The 22066-nt window shown below is 73.5% G+C and carries 21 protein-coding genes; 13 read left to right on the plus strand and 8 right to left on the minus strand.

Translation table 11 applies throughout. The features are described from left to right. Window positions 1-24 precede the first annotated feature (24 nt). Complete coding sequence (locus EDD93_RS07215; RefSeq protein ID WP_123524364.1) at window positions 25-819, minus strand: TIGR03084 family metal-binding protein; 795 nt, start codon at window positions 817-819, stop codon at window positions 25-27. A 217-nt stretch (window positions 820-1036) separates the two neighbouring features. Here EDD93_RS07215 and EDD93_RS07220 point away from each other — a divergent pair, with 217 nt between their 5' ends. Genes EDD93_RS07220 through EDD93_RS07230 form a run of 3 tightly spaced genes read left to right on the plus strand, consistent with a single transcriptional unit; the run spans window position 1037 to window position 3539 of the window. Further along, the gene (locus EDD93_RS07220) at window positions 1037-1582 is read left to right on the plus strand and encodes a hypothetical protein (RefSeq protein WP_123524365.1); all 546 of its coding nucleotides are present in this window, start codon (window positions 1037-1039) and stop codon (window positions 1580-1582) included. Window positions 1583-1602: 20 nt separating this feature from the next. Continuing rightward, a complete protein-coding gene (locus EDD93_RS07225; protein WP_123524366.1) occupies window positions 1603-2832 on the plus strand; it encodes a histidine kinase in 1230 nt (409 codons plus the stop codon). A 26-nt stretch (window positions 2833-2858) separates the two neighbouring features. Further along, complete coding sequence (locus tag EDD93_RS07230; protein ID WP_123524367.1) at window positions 2859-3539, plus strand: response regulator transcription factor; 681 nt, start codon at window positions 2859-2861, stop codon at window positions 3537-3539. Between the two features lie 65 nt (window positions 3540-3604). Here EDD93_RS07230 and EDD93_RS07235 read toward each other — a convergent pair whose 3' ends face one another. The 3 genes from EDD93_RS07235 to EDD93_RS07245 form a co-directional block, all read right to left on the minus strand. Further along, window positions 3605-4564: an alpha/beta fold hydrolase gene (locus EDD93_RS07235; RefSeq protein WP_123524368.1), complete on the minus strand. Its 960-nt coding sequence runs from the start codon at window positions 4562-4564 to the stop codon at window positions 3605-3607. A gap of 230 nt (window positions 4565-4794) precedes the next feature. After that, window positions 4795-5313 (minus strand): DinB family protein, encoded by a 519-nt coding sequence (locus EDD93_RS07240; RefSeq protein WP_123524369.1) that lies wholly within the window; start codon window positions 5311-5313, stop codon window positions 4795-4797. A gap of 430 nt (window positions 5314-5743) precedes the next feature. Next, window positions 5744-6517, minus strand: a complete 774-nt coding sequence (locus EDD93_RS07245; protein WP_123524370.1) for an SDR family oxidoreductase — start codon at window positions 6515-6517, stop codon at window positions 5744-5746. A gap of 128 nt (window positions 6518-6645) precedes the next feature. Here EDD93_RS07245 and EDD93_RS07250 point away from each other — a divergent pair, with 128 nt between their 5' ends. After that, window positions 6646-6984: a helix-turn-helix domain-containing protein gene (locus EDD93_RS07250; protein ID WP_123524371.1), complete on the plus strand. Its 339-nt coding sequence runs from the start codon at window positions 6646-6648 to the stop codon at window positions 6982-6984. A gap of 33 nt (window positions 6985-7017) precedes the next feature. Here the strand turns inward: EDD93_RS07250 and EDD93_RS07255 are convergent, their stop codons facing one another. Beyond that, window positions 7018-8019, minus strand: a complete 1002-nt coding sequence (locus EDD93_RS07255) for a DMT family transporter (protein WP_123524372.1) — start codon at window positions 8017-8019, stop codon at window positions 7018-7020. Window positions 8020-8231: 212 nt separating this feature from the next. Here EDD93_RS07255 and EDD93_RS07260 point away from each other — a divergent pair, with 212 nt between their 5' ends. Further along, window positions 8232-9134 carry a LysR family transcriptional regulator gene (locus tag EDD93_RS07260; protein ID WP_123524373.1) on the plus strand — a complete coding sequence of 301 codons (903 nt, stop codon included), beginning with the start codon at window positions 8232-8234 and terminating at the stop codon, window positions 9132-9134. Between the two features lie 35 nt (window positions 9135-9169). Here the strand turns inward: EDD93_RS07260 and EDD93_RS07265 are convergent, their stop codons facing one another. After that, window positions 9170-10585, minus strand: coding sequence for a cell wall metabolism sensor histidine kinase WalK (locus EDD93_RS07265; protein ID WP_123524374.1), 1416 nt, complete (start codon window positions 10583-10585; stop codon window positions 9170-9172). Beyond that, complete coding sequence (locus EDD93_RS07270; protein ID WP_123524375.1) at window positions 10582-11259, minus strand: response regulator transcription factor; 678 nt, start codon at window positions 11257-11259, stop codon at window positions 10582-10584. Before EDD93_RS07270 ends, EDD93_RS07265 begins: the two co-directional genes overlap by 4 nt. A gap of 64 nt (window positions 11260-11323) precedes the next feature. Here EDD93_RS07270 and EDD93_RS07275 point away from each other — a divergent pair, with 64 nt between their 5' ends. Together EDD93_RS07275 and EDD93_RS07280 are read left to right on the plus strand one after the other, a co-directional pair. Next, window positions 11324-12472 (plus strand): glycosyltransferase, encoded by a 1149-nt coding sequence (locus EDD93_RS07275; RefSeq protein ID WP_123524376.1) that lies wholly within the window; start codon window positions 11324-11326, stop codon window positions 12470-12472. Beyond that, window positions 12469-13467 (plus strand): GDP-mannose 4,6-dehydratase, encoded by a 999-nt coding sequence (locus EDD93_RS07280; RefSeq protein ID WP_123524377.1) that lies wholly within the window; start codon window positions 12469-12471, stop codon window positions 13465-13467. The genes EDD93_RS07275 and EDD93_RS07280 overlap by 4 nt, the downstream gene beginning before the upstream one ends. Here EDD93_RS07280 and EDD93_RS07285 read toward each other — a convergent pair. After that, on the minus strand, window positions 13455-16313 hold the full coding sequence (locus EDD93_RS07285) for an FAD-binding and (Fe-S)-binding domain-containing protein (RefSeq protein WP_123524378.1): 2859 nt from the start codon (window positions 16311-16313) through the stop codon (window positions 13455-13457). The genes EDD93_RS07280 and EDD93_RS07285 overlap by 13 nt on opposite strands. A gap of 267 nt (window positions 16314-16580) precedes the next feature. On the opposite strand from EDD93_RS07285, the gene EDD93_RS07290 reads away from it, so the two are divergent. From EDD93_RS07290 to EDD93_RS07315, 6 genes are read left to right on the plus strand one after another with little or no spacing between them, the layout of a single operon-like run. After that, window positions 16581-18110, plus strand: coding sequence for a sensor histidine kinase KdpD (locus EDD93_RS07290; RefSeq protein ID WP_123524379.1), 1530 nt, complete (start codon window positions 16581-16583; stop codon window positions 18108-18110). Next, window positions 18107-18553, plus strand: a complete 447-nt coding sequence (locus EDD93_RS07295; protein ID WP_123524380.1) for a roadblock/LC7 domain-containing protein — start codon at window positions 18107-18109, stop codon at window positions 18551-18553. The genes EDD93_RS07290 and EDD93_RS07295 overlap by 4 nt, the downstream gene beginning before the upstream one ends. Further along, window positions 18550-18915 carry a DUF742 domain-containing protein gene (locus tag EDD93_RS07300; protein ID WP_123524381.1) on the plus strand — a complete coding sequence of 122 codons (366 nt, stop codon included), beginning with the start codon at window positions 18550-18552 and terminating at the stop codon, window positions 18913-18915. The genes EDD93_RS07295 and EDD93_RS07300 overlap by 4 nt, the downstream gene beginning before the upstream one ends. Continuing rightward, a complete protein-coding gene (locus tag EDD93_RS07305; protein ID WP_260255648.1) occupies window positions 18896-19552 on the plus strand; it encodes an ATP/GTP-binding protein in 657 nt (218 codons plus the stop codon). The genes EDD93_RS07300 and EDD93_RS07305 overlap by 20 nt, the downstream gene beginning before the upstream one ends. Continuing rightward, the gene (locus tag EDD93_RS07310; RefSeq protein ID WP_123524382.1) at window positions 19549-20814 is read left to right on the plus strand and encodes a cytochrome P450; all 1266 of its coding nucleotides are present in this window, start codon (window positions 19549-19551) and stop codon (window positions 20812-20814) included. The genes EDD93_RS07305 and EDD93_RS07310 overlap by 4 nt, the downstream gene beginning before the upstream one ends. Next, window positions 20811-22019, plus strand: coding sequence for a cytochrome P450 (locus EDD93_RS07315; protein WP_123524383.1), 1209 nt, complete (start codon window positions 20811-20813; stop codon window positions 22017-22019). Before EDD93_RS07310 ends, EDD93_RS07315 begins: the two co-directional genes overlap by 4 nt. The last annotated feature ends 47 nt before the right edge of the window (window positions 22020-22066 follow it).

Below are 22066 nucleotides of genomic sequence, written 5' to 3' on the forward strand. Positions count from 1 at the left end.
GCGGCACGGTCACCGGCGGCTCGGTCATCGGGCCGCCTTCGGGTCGCGCCCGGGACCGGCCGGCCCGGCGAAGGCCTGCGCGATGCCCAGCCACACCTCGGCGTCGGGTCCCTCGGCGCGCACGGCGAGGTCGTCGCGGTGGGCGCGCTGCGTGACGAGCAGGCAGAAGTCGTGCAGCGGCCCGGTGACCCGCTGGGCCGCGCCCTCGGGCCCGTACGAGATCAACTCGCCTCCGGGTCCCTCCAGTTCCACCCGGAACTCCTCACCCGGCGCCTTGATCCCGCGCACCAGGAAGGCGTAGTCCCGCGCCCGCACCCCGATCCGCGCGACGTGCCGCAGCCGGGCGGTGGGCGTGCGGGTGACACCGACCGCGTCGGCCACGTCCTGGCCGTGCGCCCAGGTCTCCATCAGCCGCCCGGTCGCCATCGAGGCGACGCTCATGGGCGGCCCGTACCAGGGGAAGCGCGTCCCGGCGGGGGCCGCCCGAAGGGCCTCCTGGAGCCGTTCGCGCCCGGTGCGCCAGTGGGTGAGCAGGGCCTCGGGGGCGTACGCCGCCACGACCTCACCGGCCGCGTCGTCGACGAAGCCCTCGGGGTCCCGCATCGCCCTCGCGACCTCGTCACCGAAGCGCCCGGGGTCGGTGACGGAGAGCAGCGCCACCTCGTCCGTCCAGCTCAGGTGGGCCACCTGGTGGGCGACGGTCCACCCTGCGGCGGGCGTCGCCCCCGCCCACTGCGGGGCGCTCAACCCGGCTACCAGCAGGTCGAGTTCCTCGCTCTCGCTGCGCAGATCGTCGAGCACGGCTGAGGCATCGGACACGGTGCACTCCCTCGGGGCGTGGCGGTGTGCCCCGGAGCCTGCCAGCGGGACCCAAAACAATCAAGCATGCTTGCATTATTTTTGACAGCGGCCCCGGGACGACAGCGGCGGCACCCGGTCATCGCCCGGCCGTCACCCGTCCCGGCCGCCGATCTCCACCTGTCGTTCCACCCATGGGTCCAGGTGCGAGAGGCCCCGCGACAGCAGTCTTGAGGGCATGACAACCACGGACTGGATCACCGACATCGCCCTCGTACTGGTCGTCTTCCGGCAGCTGCGGGAGGGCCGGCTGGACCTGAAGACCTTCCTGATCCCGCTGGGGATCGTCGCCTACGTGGCGCACTCGTACCTCCACAGCGTGCCCACCGGGGGCAACGACCTGGTGCTGATCGGCGCGCTGGTGGCCATCGGCGCGGCCCTCGGCATCGCGGGCGGCATCTACACCCGCATCCGGGCCGCCGGCGAGCACCTGCTGATCAAGGCCGGCGTGGCCTCCGCGGTCCTGTGGGTGCTCGGCATGGGCGCCCGCATGGGCTTCCAGATCTGGGTCTCGCACGGCGGCGGCGCCGACGACGTGGCGCGGTTCAGCATCGCCCACCACATCACCACGGATCAGGCCTGGGTCGCCGCCTTCGTCCTGATGGCGCTCACCGAGGTCGTCACCCGGCTCGCGACGATCTACATCCGGAGCCGGCTGGTCGCCCGGCCCGAGGACCGCGCTGCGGCGACGCGGCCCGCGCCGGCCCTCGACCGTACGGTCTGACCGTGAGCTATGGTCACGCCGTGCCCGAAGCACAGAGCGCCCCCGAAGAGCGACACGAGCCCGCAGCGCAGGACGCCCCCGGAACGGGGGCGTCCTCGCGCCGGGAGTCCGGCCCCCGCCCCGTTCCCGGTCAGGACCCCCGTGTCCAGTGGGTCCTGACGCTGTTCGTCATCGGGTCCGCCTTCGCGACGGTCCGCCCGCTCGGCCTCGACGGCCGGGGCCTCGCGGTCGCCGCGCTCCTCGTGGTCAACTCCCTCGCGCTGGCGGCACGCCACCTGCCCGAGGCAAAGGTGCCGCCCCGCGCGGCCCTGGTCTGGCTGACCCTCGGCATCGTGGCGGCGGCCGCCCTGATCGGCGTCAGCCGCAGCGGTTCGAGCTATCTCTTCGCGTACTTCCTCGTGGGCCATGCCGGATTCCGGCTGCCGGTCAGGCAGGCCGTCACCCTGGCGGCGCTCTCCGGCGCGCTGTGCGGCGGCGTCCTGTACTTCCACATCGGCCCCGGCCACCACCTGCTCCCCTGGGTCCTCGGCCTGAGCACCGGCACCCCGGTCGTGATGGGCATCGTGAACCGAGGCCGCCAGCGCGCCATCCGGGCGGCGATCGACGCCGCCGAGTCCGCCGAGCGGGCCGCCCGTGCCGAGGCGAAGGCGGCCGTCCTGACCGAGCGCGGCCGGATCGCCCGCGACGTGCACGACGTCCTCGCCCACTCGCTGGCCGGCATCAACATGCAGCTGGAACTGGCGGACGCGCTGATCGAGACCGGCGACCTGGAGAAGGTCCGTGCGGCGAACCAGAAGGCGCACAGCCTGGTCAGGAAGAGCCTGGAACAGGCCCAGTGGACCGTGCGCGCCCTGCGCGAGGACGCCCTGCCCCTGGTCGGGAGCCTGACCGCGCTGATCGACTCCTCCGGCCACCGCGGCGCCCTCACGGTCAGCGGGACCGTCCGTGAGGTGCCGTCCGGGGTGACCCAGAACCTGCTGCGGATCGCGCAGGAGTCGCTGACCAACGCCGCGCGGCACGCACCCGGCAGCGAAGTCCGGGTGGGGCTGACGTTCGACGCCGCATCGACGACACTGAAGATCCGCAACAGTGCGGCGACCCGGGCGGCGCGTGCGGGCGTCGGCAGCGGAATGGGGCTGATCGGCATGCGGGAGAGGGTCGCCCTGCTGGGCGGGACGATCACCGCGGGCCCGGTCACCGAAGGACCGGACGAAGGCGGCTGGCAGGTGGAAGCGGTGATCCCGGCATGAGCGAATCCGGCAGGAGCGAGTCCGGCATGGGCGAACCCGGCGTGGGCGAGCCCGCGCGGAGCACCCAGCGGTTGCGGGTCGTCGTCGCCGACGACCAGGCCGCCGTACGCGAGCCGCTGGCCGCGGTCCTCGGTCTGGCCGACGACCTCGACGTCGTCGCGACCGCCGCCGACGGGACCGAGGTGCTGGCCGCGGTCGCCGCGGGGCCGGTGGACGTGGTCCTCATGGACCTGCGGATGCCCGTCATGGACGGCACCGAGGCGACCCGGCGGCTCACGGAGGAGCACCCGGACGTGGCCGTCGTCGTCCTGACCACCTTCGCCGACGACGACTCCATCCTGGCCGCGCTGAGCGCGGGGGCCCGCGGCTACCTCACGAAGAACGCCGGTCGCCGCGACATCACCCGGGCGATCCGGGCCGCCGCGGCGGGACAGTCCGTACTCGACCGCGAGGTCCAGGACCGCCTCCTCGCCACCGTCCGCACGAGGCCCCCGGCCCCCGGACAGCCACTGCCCGCCGACATCACGCCCCGCGAGCGCGAGGTCCTCACGCTCATCGGCCGGGGCCTGCCGAACCGGGCCATCGCGGAGCAGCTCTTCATCAGCGAGGCCACGGTGAAGACGCACATCAACAACCTCTTCGCCAAGGCGGACATCAAGGACCGCGCCGACGCCGTCCGCCGCGCGATCGGAGCGGGCCTGGCCTGACGGCCCCGACCCGACGGGCCGGCCTCCCCGGCCCTGCCCCGACCGCCCCCCGGCGAAGCCGGTGTTCAGCTCGCCGGGGTGGCGACCATGCCCTCGATCTCCTTGAGCACGAGATCGGGGCGGTCCTTCGGGACGTCGTGGGAACTGCCCTCGGCGGTGACGAGCGTCCGGTCGGGCCCGCTCTTGACGAAGAGGGTGGCGGCGTCGCGCCAGCGCTGGGCGTCCACGGGGGACGCCTCGAGCGGGGTCTTCTCCGAGACGATGTACGTGGCCGGCACTCCGTCCGGCCAGACGACCTTGTGGAAGGCACGGTGCATCGGGACGTAGCTCGCCGCGGTGGACAGGAGCTGGCGGTTCTTCGGGTCGTCGGGGTCCTTCTTCGCGGCGGCCACCTGGGGCGCGCTCGCCGCCGCGAGACGGGCGATCTCCTCGTCGGTGAAGAGCTGGGGCAGATTGGCGTCGACCAGGACGGCGCCGGAGAGCATCTTCGGGTTCTCCTTCGCGAAGTAGTTCGCGATCTCCCCGGCCTGGGAGTGGGACACCAGGGTCACGTTCCCCCTGACACCCAGCTGGTGCAGCCCCGCTTCGAGGTCACTGACCGCGCTCTCCACCTTCCACGGTCCGGGCACCACGTCGCTCTTGCCGAGTCCGGGCCGGTCGTACGTGATGACGGTGGCGCCGGTGTCCGCGTGGAGCCTGGGGACGAGGTCGTTCCAGTAGGAGGAGTCCTCGCCGCCGCCCGAGTCCAGGACGATCGTGCGGCCGTTGCCCTGGGTGACGTGAAAGGCCACGCGGTGACCCTCGTTGGTGATCATGCGCAGCTTCGACGCGCCCGCCGCGGCCGCCGGAGAGGCCGCCGGGTGCGAGGCGGCGGGCCGGGAGGCGGCGGCCGGGTGCGAGGCGGCGGACTTCGGGGCGGGGTCGCTGTCGCCACAGGCCGTGACGGCACCGGCGGTCAGGGTCAGCAGGGCGAGGGCCGACAGAGCGCGGTACGTGGACCGGTGCTTCGGGGAAAGGCGCGACATGGCTGATCCTTCGGGGACTTGGGGTGCGAGCTGCTTGCAGGTCCAATCATTCGGAAATGCGGCAGGCCGAAGAATCCGTCTGGCACGCCTGTCGGCGGTGGCGTTGAAGCCCGTGGGCACGCGGGGGTTAGCCCCCGAAGACGATCACGGGAGGAGCTGTCCGGCAGCTCCGTACCCCGTGCGAGCCGCACGGGGTACGCGCCGTGAGGGGGAGGGCCGGGCTGCCTCTTCTACTGCCCCCGGGACGCCGCCTCGGCCATCTTCGCCGTGGTGCTGGCGCCGTCCAGAGCCTCGCGGATGATGTCGGCGTGGCCGCTGTGGTGGGCGATCTCCCGGAAGACGTGCCACAGGACGTGGCGCACGGTCCAGGTGATCGGCTCCGGGGGCGACCAGGGGTACGCCGGCAGGGTGACCTGACGGTCGAGATCGGCCTCCTCGCGCACCGTACGGTCGAACTCGACTGCCGCGGCGTGGAATGCGTCGAGCAGCGCGGGCAGGGTGTCCGCCTCGGACATCCGGTTGCCGTCGGGGTCGAGGTCGGCCCACTCGACCTGAGCCGGGGCCGTGCCGTCGACCACGGCCAGCCAGGTCCGCTGCACCTGGGCCAGGTGCTTCACCAGTCCGCCGAGCGTCAGCTCGCTGTCGGTCGTACGGGTCCGGGCCCGCGCATCGTCGAGATTCGCGACGGTGTAGAGAAAGTTGGTGCGCTGATCGGTCATGAGCGCGATGAGATCATCACGTTCCGGCATGGTTCCTCCTGGTTCGGGATCCCGCCCACGTCAGGGTCTGCCTGACGGGTCGCGGCCCGCTCGGCGGCGATGTCAGTGGGCGGGACCGGCGTCGTCCTCACAGATGAGCCCGCCCGCGCCCCGACCGCACTGTGAACGGCGGGCTCTTGGCCAAGCCGTGACCGGCGGCGTCGGTTGCCGGACCTGCGGGCACGGCTCCGCCTGTGGCACATCGCTCCGCCCGCGCCGAGTACGAGGAGTTGCAGTGGTGAGTTCCGACGTCCCGCTGATGGCCGTTCCGACCGGACGGACACCTTCGAGGGGTTCACGCTGCGCCAGGTTCGATCCCGGAGCGCGGGTGTGGCGCATCTGGTGGGCATCCAGTGGCCGCCCCGGGCATTCTGGGCCATGGACCTGACCCGGAGGCCGTGACCGGGCCCCGGGCCCGCGCTCAGGCGGGTCTGCCGGCCGGGCCGCCGACGAGGACGGACCAGCCGCCGTCGACCCGCAGCGTCGTACCGGTGGCCACGGCGAGTACGGGGTCGGCGGCCAGTGCGACCGCGGCGGCGACGTCGTCCGGCTCCAGCATCCGGCCCAGCACGGACTCGCGGCCGAGGAGGGCGACGCGCTCGTCGGTCAGGAGTTCGGCGGTGGCGGGCGTCCTGACGGCCCCGGGGGCGACGACGAGCACGCTGACGCCGTGGCGTGCGCTCTCCGCGGCGACGTGGCGGGCGAAGGTGGCCAGCGCGGATTTCGCGGTGCCGTGCGCGAGCCGGCCATCGCCGGCGTAGTCCGCCGCGGTGCTGCCGAGGTAGATGATCCGGCCCGCGCCCTGCGCCCTCATCGGCCCGAGGACGCGCTTGGTGACGTGGAAGGCGCCGGCGAGCTCGTCGGTGACCTTGGCCGCGAAGTCCGCCCATGACAGGTCGCTCAGCGCGGCGAAGGGCGGCGGGGCGGTGTTGGCGGCCGCGACTACGGTGTCGATCCGGCCGTGGGCGGCGAGAATCCCGGTCACCAGTGCGTCGACGGCGGCCGGGTCGGTGACGTCGGCCCCGGCGCTCGACGCGCTGCCGCCGGTGGACTCGATGGAGCGCACGAGCTCGGCCGCTTCGGCTTCACCGGTGCGGTAGTTGACGATCACGTGGTGGCCGCGCGTGGCGAGTTGCCGGGCGATGGCCGCCCCCAGGCCACGGGCGGCGCCGGTGACGAGTGCGGTCGGTTTCATGCTTCCTCCTCAGGGCGTGAGCAGGTCGCTAACCTAGGGAGAGCGCGGATGCGGCGGAAGGCGCTCACCCTGTGGTGCGGTGCTCACCCGACGGTGAGCGCGCAGTCCAGGGGCCCGGGGGTGGCGTGATGGGTGACGTGTTCCACAAGGACTGCCCGGCGCGCGAGGTGCTGGGACACCTCGCCGGCCGATGGACGATCCTGATCCTCACGGCGCTGCTGGCCGAGCCGCTCCGCTATCACGAGCTCCGCACGGTGGTCGCGGGCATCAGCGACAAGAGCCTCGCGGCCACGCTCCGCTCACTCCAGCAGGACGGGCTGGTGCACCGCCGCGTCGGTACGGGCCAGCCGCCGTCCGTCACGTATTCGGTCACCGGTCTGGGCCGGGGTGCGGCGGCGGCGCTGGAGCCGCTGCTGCAGTGGATCCGTGCCAACGCGACGGACATCACGGCACGCCGCGAGACCTGACCGGGCCCGGCCGGGCCCAGGTGGAGCGAGCGCTCAGGACTCCCGGGCAGGAGGCCGACCGCCGCCCGGCTTCCGCCCGCCGCCCGACTTCCGCCGGCCCCCCACCTGGCTGCGTACCGCGCCCATGCTCGCGCCGATGACCAGGGCGATGGCCAGGGCGTCCGTGGTGGTGAGTGCCTGGTCGAGGATGAGGAAGCCGGCCGTGGCCGCGATGGCGGGTTCCAGGCTCATCAGGATCGCGAAGGTGGGCGCGGGCAGCCTGCGCAGCGCCATGAGTTCGAGGGTGTACGGGAGCACCGAGCTCAGCAGCGCGACCGCCGCGCCCAGGCCGAGCGTGCTGGGCACCAGGAGCTTCGAGCCGGACTCCACGATGCCGAGCGGGAGCGAGAGCAGGGCGGCCACCACCATGGCCATGGCCAGCCCGTCGGCCTGCGGGAAGCGGCGGCCGGTGCGGGCGCTGAAGATGATGTACGCCGCCCACATGGCTCCCGCGCCGAGTGCGTACGCGGCGCCCACCGGATCGAGCCGGTCGAAGCCCCCGCCGCTCAGCAGGATCACCCCGCCCAGCGCGAGGGCCGCCCAGACGACGTTGACCAGGCGGCGCGAGGCGAACACCGACAGGGCGAGCGGTCCGAGCACCTCCAGGGTGACGGCCGCGCCGAGCGGGATGCGGTCGGCGGCCTGGTAGAAGAGCGTGTTCATGCCGCCCATCGCGACGCCGAAGGCGAGCACCGTGCCCCAGTCGGCGCGCGAGTGGCCGCGCAGCTTGGGGCGGCACACGACGAGCAGGACGAGCGCGGCGGCGGCCAGTCGCAGGGTGACGACACCGAGGGCGCCGGCCTTCGGCATCAGCAGGACCGCGACCGCCGCGCCGAACTGCACGGAGAGGCCGCCCGCGACCACCAGGGCGACCGGGGCGAGCGCGACTCCGCGCCCTCCGGCGGGAGCCGGGCCGCCTGGTTCGCCGAGGGCGGTGACCGCCTCCGGCAGTGCGACTGCGGCGGCCGGTTCTGCGGCGGTGCCCTGGTCGTTCACCTGTGGCCTGACTTCCCTAGTTCACGAATACACCGGCCGCGTCGACTCGCGTCAACTCACGTCGACCCACATCGACCGACATCGGCAAGTGCAATATGCTGCACTGCTCAATTGAAGATACTGCACTCACCGCGCGCAGCCCATCCCCTTACCGTAGGCACCTGCGCGTGGCGCGTGAAATGCCGACTGGGCTCCCGTTATGCTTCCGGCGCATGAGTACTGGACAGGGCACGGGCCGGGGCGCCGGACGCGGGGTCGAGCTCCGCCATCTGCGGGCGTTCCTCGCGGTGGCCGACGAGTCCAGCGTCACCCGGGCCGCCGCCCGGCTCCGGCTCACCCAGCCCGCCGTCTCACGGACCCTCGCCGCCCTGGAGCGCCACCTCGGCATCCGGCTCGTCGACCGCTCCACCCACCACCTGGCCCTCACCCCCGAGGGCGTCGTCTTCCGCGACAAGGCGGCCGCCGCCGTGGCCGCGTTCGACGAGGCCATCGACCCCGGCGGGCTGCGGCGGTGGCCGCTGCGGCTCGGGCACGCCTGGTCCGCGTTCGGCCGGTACACCACACCGTTGCTCCGCAGCTGGCAGGAGCGGTACCCGCAGACCCCGCTCGAACTCCTGCGGATCGACGACCGCACCGCCGGGCTGACCCGGGGCGAGGTCGATGCCGCACTGCTGCGCGGCCCGGTCGAGGCGCCCGGCCTCCTCACCGAGGTGCTGTTCGACGAGGAACGGGTCGCCGCCGTGGCGGCCGACGGCCCGCTCGCCGCCCGCCCCGCGCTCCGGCTGGCCGACCTGGCGACCGGCACCGTCGTCCTGAACACCGTCTCCGGCACCACCACCCCCGACCTGTGGCCGCCCGCCGCGCGCCCCGCCGCCACCCTCACCGTCGCCAACACCGACGACTGGCTGACCGCCATCGCGGCGGGCCGGGGCGCCGGCGTCTCCACCGCCTCCACCGCCGCCATGCACCCGCACGCCGGGGTCGCCTACCGGCCGCTCACCGACGCGCCGGCCGTGCCGGTGCTGCTCGCCCGCCGTGACGCACCGGGCCATCCGGCGCTCGCCGATCTCGCCGCGCTGGCCCGGGAGATCGTGGCGCGGGACGTCCCGGAGTAGCGAGCTCCAGGAACCCGCTGCCGTCCGGGGCCCCACTACCCGGCCGAGGGGCCCGCGCCCTCGGCCGGGAACACCAGCCGGAACAGCGCCCCGCCGCCCGGAGCCGCTTCCGCGGTGAGCTCGGCCCCGTGCGCGCGGGCGATCTGGCGGGCCATCGCCAGGCCGAGTCCCGAGCCGGGCAGGGCGCGCGCCGCCTCCGCGCGGTAGAAGCGGTCGAAGACGTACGGGATGTCCTGCGCGGCGATACCCGGTCCGTGGTCGCGGACCGTGAGTTCCAGGGCGGCCGCGCGGACGGCCAGGCCCACCTCGACCGGGCTGCCGGCCGGGCTGAACTTGGCGGCGTTGTCGAGCAGGTTGGTCAGCAGCCGGGTGAGGCGGGCCGGTACGCCGGGGCGGGTCACCGGTCGCGCGGCCGGGTCGGTGTCGAGCAGGAAGGGCACCGCCGGCCAGTGGGCGCGGGCGGTCGTCACCGCGTGCTCGGCCAGGTCCGCCGGCCGTACCTCCTCGAGGAGCGGCCGGGGCTCCTCGTCCCGGGCCAGTTCGATGAGGTCGTTCACCAGGCCCGTCACCTCGCGCAGCTGGCGCCCCAGCGCCCCCGACGCCCTGTCGCGCTGTGCGTCGGTGAGCCGTTCGGAGCGGGCCAGGAGTTCCGCGTTGGTGCGCAGCGCCGTGAGCGGTGTACGGAGTTCGTGCGAGGCGTCGGCGACGAGGCGGCGCTGGGCGGTGACCGACTGTTCCAGCTCGCCGAGCATCGTGTTGAAGCTGGCGGCGAGCCGGGTCACCTCGTCCTGCCGGCCGCCGGCCGGCCCCGGCAGTTCGATGCGGTGACGGGGGTCGCGGGTGGCGGCGATGCGTTCGGCGGTGGCGGTCAGCCGGGTGACCGGCGCCAGCACGGTGCGCGCCACCCAGTAGCCGAGGCCCGCCGCCACGAGCACGCCCGTGAGCCCGACCGAGGCCAGCAGCCCGGCGGCCTGGCGGACCCCTCTCTGCACCGTGTCCGAGCGCAGCGCGACCTGGACGGCCCGCCCCCGGCCCAGGGGCGTGGTCAGCATCCGGACGGGTCTGCCGAAGAGCGTGATGTTGCTGAAGTACGGGGCACGTTCACCCGCCGCGACCTCCCGGACCGGGGCGGACACCGGCAGGAGATACGGTGCGGCCGGGTCGTCGGCCGGTGCGGCGGGGACGATCTGCGCGCAGGCGGGGGCGGACAGGAAGCGGCACTCACCCGCCAGGACGTCCGGCCCCTCGCCCCGGTGCTCCTGGATCAGCCTGGTCGCCGACTGGGTCAGGTTCAGGTCGAGCTGGTGGAACATCTCGTACCGGATCACGAAGAAGGCCGCCGTGCACACGCCGAGGGTGACCAGCGCCACCGCGGCGGAGGCCGCCAGGGCCAGCCGGGTGCGCAGCGGTCGCTGCCGGCGGCGTACCCCGGCCGGGCGGCGGCGACTCATGCCGTGTCCAGGCGGTAGCCGATGCCGTGCACGGTGTGCACCAGCCGCGGCTCGCCGCCCGCCTCCAGTTTCCGCCGCAGGTAACCCACGTACACCGCGAGGGAGTTGGAGTCCGGGCCGAAGTCCTGGCCCCAGACGAGCTCCAGGATCGTCTCGCGCGGGAGCACCTGGCCCGGGTGGCGGACGAGCAGTTCCAGCAGCGCGAACTCGGTGCGGCTGAATTCGAGCGGGCGGCCCGCCCGGAGGCCGGTGCGGGTGGCCGCGTTCAACGACAGGTCCGCGAAGGACAGCTCCTCGTCCGGCGGCAAGGGCGCCGCCCTGCGCAGCAGCGCCCGTACCCGGGCGCCCAGTTCGTCCAGTGCGAAGGGCTTCACCAGATAGTCGTCGGCGCCCGCGTCCAGCCCGTCCACGCGGTCGCTGACCTGGTCCAGCGCGGTCAGGACGAGCACCGGCGTACGGTCGCCGACCGCCCGGAGCCGGCGGCAGACCGCCAGCCCGTCGAGGACCGGCATCATCACGTCGAGCACGATCGCGTCGGGCTGCCAGGACGCCACCTCGGAGAGCGCGGCGAGGCCGTCGGCGGCGCCGCGCACCTCGTGCCCCTCCACGGTCAGCGCGTCCTCGACGGCCGCCCGTACTTCCGGCTCGTCGTCGACTACCAGGATCTTGGTCATGCCGTGAAGACTCTCAAAACGGACTCTTAGAACCTTCTTAGGCCGCTTCGTGAGTGTGGCGCCCATGCGCACACCACTCTCCGTCGTGATCGGTGCGGGCGGCACCGGCGGCCACATCTACCCCGGTCTCGCGCTCGCCGACGCACTGCGCCGGGCCGCCCCCGACGCCCTGATCTCCTTCGTCGGCACCGAGCGGGGCCTGGAGACCGAGCTGATCCCGCGGGCCGGATACCGGCTGCACACCGTCGACATGATCCCCTTCGACCCGTCCCTGGGCGCCAGGCGCTATCTGCTGCCCGCCGCGCTCCTCAGATCCGGTGCGCAGTGCCGGTCCATCCTGCGCGCCCAGGGCGCCCGGGTCGCGGTCGGCATGGGCGGCTACCCGAGCGCGCCGGTCATCCTCGGGGCGCGGATGGCCGGGCTGCCCAGCGTGATCCACGAGTCCAACGCCGTCCCGGGCCGGGCCAACCAGTTCGCGGCCCGGCTCACCGCGAACATCACCGTCGCCTTCGACCGCAGCCGCGCCCATCTGTCCGGCGGGCAGGACGCGGAGACCGTCGGCATGCCGATCTCCGCAGAGCTCGCGGCCCTGGACCGGGCGGCGCTGCGCGAGGAGGCGCGACGCGCCTTCGGGATACCCGACGGCGCCCGGGTGCTGCTGTTCAACGGGGGCAGCCTCGGCGCGGCCCGGCTCACCGAGGCCGCGGTCGGGCTCGCCGCGCGCCGGCGCCACCGGACGGACGTCCACCTGCTGATCAAGACCGGCCCCGCGGCGCTGGAAGCGACCCGGCGGCGCCTCGCCGACGCGGGCGCGGCGCACATCGCCCACGCCGTGCCGTATCTCGACCGGATGGACCTCGCCTACGCGGTCGCCGATCTGGTCGTGTGCCGGGCCGGCTCCGCGACCGTCGCCGAACTGGCCACCGTCGGGGTGCCCGCCGTCCTCGTGCCCTACCCGCACGCCCCCGGCGACCACCAGACGCACAACGCCCGCGTGCTGTCCGACGCGGGCGCCGCCCACCTGCTGCCGGACGCCGAGGCGACCGCCGACCGGCTGTCGGCCCTCGTCGAACCGCTGCTCGCCGAACCGGCCCGGCTCGCCACGATGGGCCGCGCCGCCGATCCGGGCTGTCACGGCCGGGCGGCGGACCTGCTCGCCGCCCGGGTCATCCGTCTCGCCACCCCTTCGTACGACATGGAGAACTCCGCATGAGCATCAACTGGAACGGCCGTACGGTCCTGGTCACCGGGGCCGAGGGCTTCATCGGCTCGACACTGGTCGACATGCTGGCCGACCGGGGGGCGAAGGTCCGCGCGCTGGTGCACTACAAGCCGTACGCGGAGAAGGGGCACCTCGCCCGCCACCTCGACGACCCGCACGGCCCCGTCGAGATGATCGCCGGTGACGTGGGGGACGCGGGGCGGGTGATGGACGCCGTGGCGGGCTGCGACACCGTCTTCCACCTTGCCGCGCTCATCGGCATCCCCTACAGCTACGACTCCCCGGGGGCCTACGTCCGGACGAACGTCGTCGGCACCGAGAACGTGGCGGAGGCCTGCCGCCGGCACTCGGTCCGCAGGCTGCTGCACACCTCCACGAGCGAGGTGTACGGAACCGCGCTGACCGCCCCCATCAGCGAGACCCACCCGCTGCAGCCGCAGTCCCCGTACTCCGCGTCGAAGATCGGCGCGGACATGATGGCGCTGTCGCACTGGCACGCCTTCGAGCTGCCGGTGACCGTGGTCCGGCCGTTCAACACCTACGGTCCGCGCCAGTCCGCTCGGGCCGTGATCCCCACGATCCTGGCCCAGCTGCACGCCGGGGCGACGCAGGTCCGGCTCGGTTCGCTGACGCCGACCCGGGACTTCACCTACGTCACGGACACGGCCGCCGGGTTCCTCGCCCTGGCGGACTGCGACCGGGCACTGGGGCAGTCCGTCAATCTGGGGACCGGCCGGGAGATCTCCATCGGGGACCTGGCGACCGCGCTGATCGCCGCGTCCGGGCGGGACGCACAGGTGGTCGTCGACCCGGCCAGGCTGCGGCCCAGCGGCAGCGAGGTGCAGCGGCTGCTCTCCGACAACACGCGGGCCCGCGAGTGGGCCGGCTGGCAGCCGGAGGTCTCCCTGGAGGACGGCCTGAAGCTGACCTCCCGGTGGGTCGAGGAGAACCTCCGGCTGTTCGCACCCGGCCGCTACCAGGTCTGATCCCCGGACGCCTCCGGCCCGTCCAGCCCCTCTGCCAGCACCTCCGCCAGGTGCCGCGCCCGCACGCCGCCCACCTGGCCCAGCTGCGTCCGGCAGGAGAACCCGTCCGCCAGGATCTCCGTGCCGGGCGCCGCCTCCCGTACCGCCGGCAGCAGCGCGTCCTCGGCGCAGGCGACCGATACCTCCCAGTGGCCGCGTTCGAAGCCGAAGTTGCCGGCCAGTCCGCAGCAGCCGCCGGCCAGCTCACCGGTCAGGCCCGCCCGTTCGCGGAGCCGGCGGTCCGGTCCGTCTCCCAGGACCGCGTGCTGGTGGCAGTGCGTCTGGCCGGTCACCGGGCGGTCCAGGTGCGGGGGCCGCCAGCCGGGGGCGTACTCCTCCAGGTACTCGGCCAGCGTGTGGACCGAGGCGGCCAGTTCCGCGGCGCGCGCGTCGTCGGGCAGGAGTTCCGGCAGGTCCGTGCGCAGGGTGGCCGCGCAGCTCGGTTCGAGGACGATCACCGGGGAGCCGTGGTTGCCGGCCAGCCGGTCCAGGGTGCGGCGCATCACCGAACGGGCCTTGTCCAGCTGGCCCGTCGAGACATATGTGAGGCCGCAGCACAGCCCTCGGGCGGGCGGGGTCACCCGGCGCCCCGTCGCCGCCTCGATGACGCGCACCGCCGCCCGGCCGACCTCGGGCGAGAGGTACTCGGTGAAGGTGTCGGGCCAGACGGTGGCCACCTCGTCGCTGGAGAAGAGGTACGTGCCCCTGCCCCAGCGCCGGTTCAGCCACCGGGTGTACGTCTCCCGTGCCAGCACCGGGATGGAGCGTTCGGGCGTGATCCCGGCCAGCCGTTTGGCGAGCGCCGCGAGCGGCCGCACCCGGGCCGCGGCGTTCAGGGCGCCCGCGAAGGGGGCCGCCAGGCGCAGCCACTGCGGGAGCCGCCCCAGCGCGTAGTGCGAGGCGGGGCGCAGCCGGTGGCGGTAGTGGTGGTGCAGGAACTCGGCCTTGTACGTGGCCATGTCCACGCCCACCGGGCAGTCGCTGCGGCAGCCCTTGCAGGACAGGCAGAGGTCGAGCGCGTCCCGTACCTCCGTGGAGCGCCAGCCGTCCGTGATCACGCCTCCCGCCGGGCCGGCCAGCATCTCGTGCAGCAGCCGGGCCCGGCCCCGGGTCGAGTGCTCCTCCTGGCCGGTCGCGCGGAAGGACGGGCACATCACGTCCGCTCCCGGGGCTTCCCGCGTACGGCATTTGGCGACGCCGACGCACCTGCGCACCGCCGCCGAGAAGTCGCCGCCGTCGTGCGGGTAGCCGAAGGCGACGTCGACCGGTCCGCGCGGCAGCACGTCGAAGCGGAGGTTCTCGTCGAGGCGGGCGGGGCGGGCGAGGATGCCCGGGTTCATGCCGCCGTCGGGGTCCCACAGGTCCTTGAACCGGCCGAAGAGGGTGACCAGTTCGTCCCCGTACATCCTGGGCAGGAGTTCGGCGCGGGCCTGGCCGTCGCCGTGTTCGCCGGAGAGCGATCCGCCGTGGGCGACCACGAGGGTGGCCAGTTCCTCGGAGAAGGTGCGGAAGCGGGCGATGCCGTCGGTGCTGAGCAGGTCGAAGTCGATCCGGACGTGGATGCAGCCGTCGCCGAAGTGCCCGTACGGGGTGCCGCGCAGGCCGTGTTCGGTGAGCAGGGCGCGGAAGTCGCGGAGGTAGGGGCCTAGCCGGGCGGGCGGCACCGCGCAGTCTTCCCAGCCGGGCCAGGCCTCGCTGCCCTCCGGTGTGCGGGTCGCCGTCCCGGCCGCGTCCTCCCTGATCCGCCACAGCGCCCGCTGCCCGGCCGGGTCGGTGACGACGGCGGTGGCCACGGCGTCCGGGGCCGCCGCCCGTGCGATCCGCTCCGCGTGGGACTGCGCCTCGGCGGGTGTCGCGCCGCCCGTCTCGACGAAGAGCCAGGCCGCGCCCCGGGGCAGCAGCCCGGCCGGTTCGCGTACGAGGTCGGCGGCCATGCCCTCGACGGTCAGCGGGTGGTGCGGGAGGAGGCCGGGGGCGGCCTCGGCGGCGGCGGACTCGTCGGCGTAGCCGAGTACGGCGAGCGCGCGGGCCGCCGGTGCCTCGACGAGCCGCAGCGTCGCCTCCGTCACCACGCCGAGCGTGCCCTCGCTGCCGCAGAAGGCGCGTGCGGGGTCGGGGCCGTGCTCGGGCAGCAGCGCGTCCATCGCGTATCCGGAGATGCGGCGCGGGAGTCCGGGGAATCCGGTGCGCAGCAGGGCGAGGTGGGCGGCGACCAGCTCCGCCAGCCCGGCGGGTCCGGGCGCGCCGCGTTCCAGGCGCAGGGTGTCGCCGCCGTAGCGGGCGACGGTCAGCGCGTGGACGTTGTCGGCGGTGGTGCCCCAGGCGACCGAGTGCGAGCCGCAGGAGTTGTTGCCGATCATGCCGCCGATGGTGCAGCGGCTGTGCGTGGAGGGGTCCGGGCCGAAGGTGAGCCCGTGCGGGGCGGCGGCGGCCCGCAGGTCGTCCAGGACGATGCCCGGCTGGACCACCGCACTGCGGGAGCCGGGGTCCAGTTCGAGGATCGAGCGCAGGTGGCGGGTGAGGTCGAGGACGACGCCGGTGCCGGTGGCCTGCCCGGCGATGGAGGTGCCGCCGCCGCGGGGCACCACGGGCACTCCGTGCGCCCGGCAGACGGCGAGCGCGGCGGTGATGTCGTCGGCGTCGCGCGGGGCCACGACGCCGAGGGGCACCCGGCGGTAGTTGGACGCGTCCATCGTCGTCAGGGCCCGTGCGGTGGCGTCGAACGCGACCTCGCCGCGTACGGCCGAGCGGAGCGCGTCGGCGAGTGCGGTGCGGTCGGGGCCGGTTGTTGCCGCGCGGGGTGTCATCCGGCCAGGATGCCGCCGGTCCGGGCCGGTGTGCCGTCCGTGCCTGCGCGTTTCCGCCGAATACGTCAATACGTCTGAATCTGTCGGGCTCCCGAACATATACGCAACAGAGAGCACCACAAGTTCTTCCCAAACAGATCGTCAATTCTCATATAGTGACTCAGACTTGTCTGGGAATAACCTCTTCCAGTTGTCGCATTTGATACCCACCGTACCGACTTGTCCGAACCGTCCCGTCCGCTTTCGTCCGCGTCCCAAGGACTCCGCTTGCGCCCCTCAACCAAGCCGACCGCACTGGCCCTGCTGGTCACGGTGGCCATCACCGGATCCCTGTGTCTCTGGGCCGTCGTGGCCGCCCCCGACTCGGCCAGGACCGCAGTGGCGTGGGGAGCGGGTGCCGCCGCCGTGCTGCTGTCCGCCGCCGTAGCCACCACCGTCCACGCCCGCGCCACGCTGCGCCGGCTGCGGGAGAAGCACGCGGCCGAGAGCAGCCGGTTCACCGCCGAGACCTCCCGGATGGTGTCCGCCTCCGCCTACGACGCCCAGCGCTTCACCGCCGAGACGGCAAGGATGAAATCGGCCGCCGCCGCCGAGACGGACCGGGTCAGCACGCGGGCCGCCGCCGACGCCGAACGCCTCAACGCCGAGATCGCCCGGCTCAAGGCCCGTGCCTCGCGCAGCGAGACCGAGCGCTCCGCCGCCGTCGCCGCCTGCGCCAACGCCGCCGGCCGGATGCAGGCGCTCGCCACGAGCATGCTCGCCGACCTGCGCGACATGGAGAACCGGCACGCCTCCGAGGACGTCCTGGGCGATCTGCTGCACCTGGACCACCGCACCGCCCAGGCGGGCCGGCTGGCCGACTCCATCGCCGTGCTGACCGGCGCCCGCTCCGGACGCCGCTGGGCGAAGCCCATCGTCATGGAGTCGATCCTGCGCGGCGCGATGGGCCGGATCAGCGGCTACCAGCGCATTCGCCTGCACTCCACCAGCGATGTCGCCGTCGCCGGGCACGCCGCCGAGGGCGTCATGCACGCCCTGGCCGAACTCCTGGACAACGCTGCGAACTTCTCGCCGCCCACGGCCGAGGTCCATGTGTACGTGGAGGAGGTACCGGCCGGCATCGTGCTGACCGTCGAGGACAGCGGCCTGGTCATGAGCGATGTGCAGCTGCGCCGCGCCGAGCGCGCCGTGTCCGCGCGGAACCAGGACCTGACCGGCCTCTCCGGCACCCGGCTCGGCCTCGCCGTCGTCGGCCGGCTGGCCCGCAAGCACGGGCTGACGGTCTCCTTCCGGCCGTCGGCACGCGGTGGCACCGGCGCCCTGATGATGCTCCCGCAGGAGATCATCGCCCGGACCCCGATGGCCGCCCCCGCCCCGGCGGCGTCGGCCGCCCCGGAACCCGACGCCCTGCCCCCGGCCGCGCCCCCGCGCGAGCCCGAGCCGGTCCACACCTCCGGAACCGACCGCAGCGGCGACGCCCAGGACAGCTCCCGCACCCAGGAGCTGCGGCGCTCCGACTCCCTGCCTGCCGCCGCCCAGGACACCGCCCCGGACTCCGACACCACCGGCGGCCTCCCCCGGTTCGGCGAGAGCGGCCTGCCCAAGCGCTCCCGCGGCCGCACCCTCGCCGCCGCCGAATCGCGCGCCAGAGCCTCGGCGGAAGCCGACGCCGACGCACCCGACGGACCGAACCCCCGGACCCGTACGTCCGACCCCAAGGCACAGGCAGCCCGCTTCAGCAGCTTCCGCCAGGCCGTACGGCCCACCTCCCCGCACCCGGAAGGCAACACCCGATGACCGCGACCACGGACGAGAAGCTCAACTGGCTGCTGGAGGGGCTCCTTGAGCGCACCCCCGGCGCCCGCCACGCCCTCGTACTGTCCAGGGACGGCCTCAAGCTGTGCCGTACCCCCGAGCTCTCCGTAGACCAGGCTGACCAGCTGGCAGCGATCTCGGCCGGCATCCAGAGTCTGTCGCACGGCGCGTCCGTCGAGTTCGGCGACGGCACCGGCGGCGTACGGTCCGCGATGGCCGAGTTCTACGGCGGTGTGCTGTTCATCGTGGAGGCGGGCGCGGGCGCCCACCTCGCCGTCGTCGCCTCCGAGGACGCCGACGTCGGCCTCGTCGGGCACAACATGAGCGAGCTCGTCGAGCAGCTCGGCGAACACCTCGTGGCCCCGCCGCGCGAGCCCTCCGGGCCTCCCGGCGCCCCCGGGGCCGCCGAGAACGCGGCCGTATGACGTCCCGCCCGCGTCCCGGCCGGGACGACGACCCGGACCGGCTGTACACCCTCACCGGTGGCCGCAGCCGCTCCGACTCGGCCTCCTTCGACCTGGTGACCCTCGTCGTCTCGGAATGCGAACCGGCCCCCGGTATGCAGTCGGAGCACGTCGCGATCCTGCGCATGTGCGAACGGCCCACCGCGGTCGTCGAGATCGCCGCGGGCCTGAACCTGCCCGTCAGTATCGTGCGCATCCTGCTGTGCGACCTGCTCGACACCAGCCGGATCAGCGCCCGCCACCCTCGTACCGCACGCGTCGCGGACCGGCTCCCCGACCCCGACATCCTGGAACAGGTGCTCGTTGGACTCCGCAACCTCTGACCGTGCCGCCCTGCAGGCCACGGCCGACAACGGACTGAAGATAGTCGTCGTCGGTGGCTTCGGGGTCGGCAAGACCACCATGGTCCGATCCGTGAGCGAGATCCGTCCGCTCAACACGGAGGAGACGATGACCCGTGCGGGCGAGGCGGTCGACCACCTCGACGGTGTGCACTCCAAGACGTCCACCACCGTCGCCTTCGACTTCGGCCGGATCACCCTCGACGCACGCTCGGTGCTGTACCTGTTCGGCGCGCCCGGCCAGGAGCGCTTCTGGTTCCTGTGGGACCGGCTGTTCTCCGGCACGCTCGGCGCCGTCGTGCTCGTCGACACCCGGCGCCTCGCCGACTCCTGGTACGCCATCGACCGGCTGGAGCACCACGGCACGCCGTTCATCGTGGCGTGCAACGACTTCGGCGGGCCGCTCCACACCGAGCAGCAGATCCGCGAGGCGCTCGACCTCTCCGAGGACGTACCCCTCGTGGAGTGCGACGCCCGGGACCGGTCGTCCAGCAAATACGTCCTGATCACACTGGTGGAGCACCTGTACGCCCTCTCCAGGGGCACGGCCGGTACCTCCTCCGCCGCAGCCACCCGTCCGGAGACCACGCCGGAGAAGACCCCGGAGCACGCCCCGTGACACAGCCCACCGAACCACCCCCGGGCTGCCCGGCGCACGGCCGCGTGCCGCTGTCCGGGCCGCGGTTCCAGACCGAACCCACCCAGCTGTACCGGGAGATGCGGCGCGACCACGGCGCCGTGGCACCCATCACGCTGGACGGCGACATCCCGGCCTGGCTGGTGCTCGGCTACCGCGAACTGCACCAGGTCACCAGCGACCCGGTGCTGTTCAGCCGCGACTCCGACCTGTGGAGCCAGTGGGAGCGCATCCCCGACGGCTGGCCGCTGCTGCCGATGATCGGCCGCAAGCAGCCCTCGATCCTCTACACGGTCGGCCCCCGGCACGTCGAGCGCGCCCGGATGATCAGCGACGCCCTGGAGGCGGTCGACCCCTTCTCCCTCAAGCGTCACGCGGAGGAGTTCGCCGACGAGCTGATCGACCGGTTCTGCTCCAAGGGCGCCACCGACATCATCGCCGAGTACGCGATGCTGCTCCCCGCCCGCGTCCTGGCACGGCTCTACGGCTTCAGCGACGAGACCGGCGACGCGCTCGTCGGCTCGATCAACGACATGATCGACGGCCGGGAGCGGGCCCTCGCCGGGCAGCAGCACCTGGGCACCTCCATGGCCCAGCTGCTGGCCGACAAACACGCGGCGCCCGACGACGACGTCGCGACCCGGATGCTGGCCGACCCCGGCGGCTTCACGGACGAGGAGATCGCCCAGGACCTGATGGTCATGATGGCCGCCGGGCACCAGCCGACCGCCGACTGGATGGGCAACTCGCTGCGGCTGATGCTCACCGACGACCGGTTCGCCGCCTCGCTCTCGGGCGGCCGGCACAGCGTCGCCGAGGCCATGAACGAGGTCCTGTGGGAGGACCCCCCGACCCAGAACGTCGCGGGCCGCTGGGTCTCGCGCGACACCCACCTCGGGGGCCGCCACCTCCAGGCCGGCGACCTGCTGCTCCTCGGCATCGCCGCCGCCAACGCCGACCCGCAGGTCCGCACCGACGGCTCCGCGCTGACCGGCGGCAACAACGCGTTCCTCTCCTTCGGCCACGGCGAGCACCGCTGCCCCTTCCCGGCCCAGGAGACCGCCGAGGTCATCGCCCGTACCGGCATCGAGGTCCTGCTCGACCGCCTCCCGGACATCGACCTCGGCGTCCCCGCCGAACAGCTCACCCGGCGCCCGTCGCCCTGGCTGCGCGGCCTGACCGACCTCCCCGTCGCCTTCACGCCCACCCCTGCCACAGGACCCGCCAACGGAGGCCAGCAATGACCCGGATCGTCCTCGACCCCTTCGTCGCCGATCTCGACGGCGAGGGCGCCGCGCTGCGTGCCGCGGGCCCGCTCGCCGAGGTGGAGCTGCCCGGCGGCGTGCACTGCTACGCGGTGACGCACCACGCCGAGGCGCGGCAGCTGCTGACCGACACCCGGATCGTGAAGGACATCAACGTCTGGGGCGCCTGGCAGCGCGGCGAGATCCCCCTGGACTGGCCCCTGATAGGCCTCGCCAACCCGGGCCGCTCCATGCTGACCGTCGACGGCGCCGACCACCGCCGGCTGCGCACCCTGGTGGCGCAGGCCCTGACCGTGAAGCGGGTGGAGCGGCTGCGGGCGGGCATCGAGGCGCTCACGACCGCGAGCCTGGACCGCCTCGCGGCCCTGCCCCGGGGCGAGAAGGTCGACCTCAAGGCCGAGTTCGCGTATCCGCTGCCGATGAACGTCATCAGCGAGCTGATGGGTGTCGACGGCGCCGACCACCCCCGGCTCAAGGAGCTGTTCGAGAAGTTCTTCTCGACGCAGACCCCGCCGGAGGAGGTCCCGCAGATGATGGCGGACCTCGGCGCGCTCTTCACGAAGATCGTCGACAGCAAGCGGGCCGAGCCGGGCGACGACCTGACCAGTGCCCTGATCGCGGCCTCCGACGACGGCGACCACCTCAGCAACGAGGAGATCGTCAACACCCTCCAGCTGATCATCGCGGCCGGCCACGAGACGACGATCAGCCTGATCGTGAACGCCGTCGTCGCCCTCCAGACCCACCCCGAGCAGCGCAAGCAGGTGCTCGGCGGCGAGGTGCCGTGGGAGAACGTGATCGAGGAGACCCTGCGCTGGAACACCCCCACGTCCCACGTACTGATCCGCTTCGCGACCGAGGACGTGGCGGTCGGTGACAAGGTCCTCCCCAAGGGCGAGGCCCTGATCGTCTCCTTCGGCGCACTGGGCCGCGACGAGGAGCAGTACGGGCCGACCGCGGGCGAGTTCGACGCGACCCGCTCCCCCAACCGCCACATCGCCTTCGGCCACGGCCCGCACGTCTGCCCGGGTGCGGCCCTGTCCCGGCTGGAGGCGGGGGTCGCGCTCCCCGCGCTCTACGAGCGCTTCCCGGAGCTCGAACTCGCGGTCCCGGCCTCCGAGCTGCGCAACAAGCCGATCGTCACCCAGAACGACCTGTTCGACCTCCCGGTCGAACTGGGCTGAGCAAGACCCCCGGGACGCGTGATCCGGCGTCCACCGACCGGATCACG

Origin of the sequence: Streptomyces sp. 840.1 (assembly GCF_003751445.1) — a bacterium.
GTDB lineage: Bacteria > Actinomycetota > Actinomycetes > Streptomycetales > Streptomycetaceae > Streptomyces.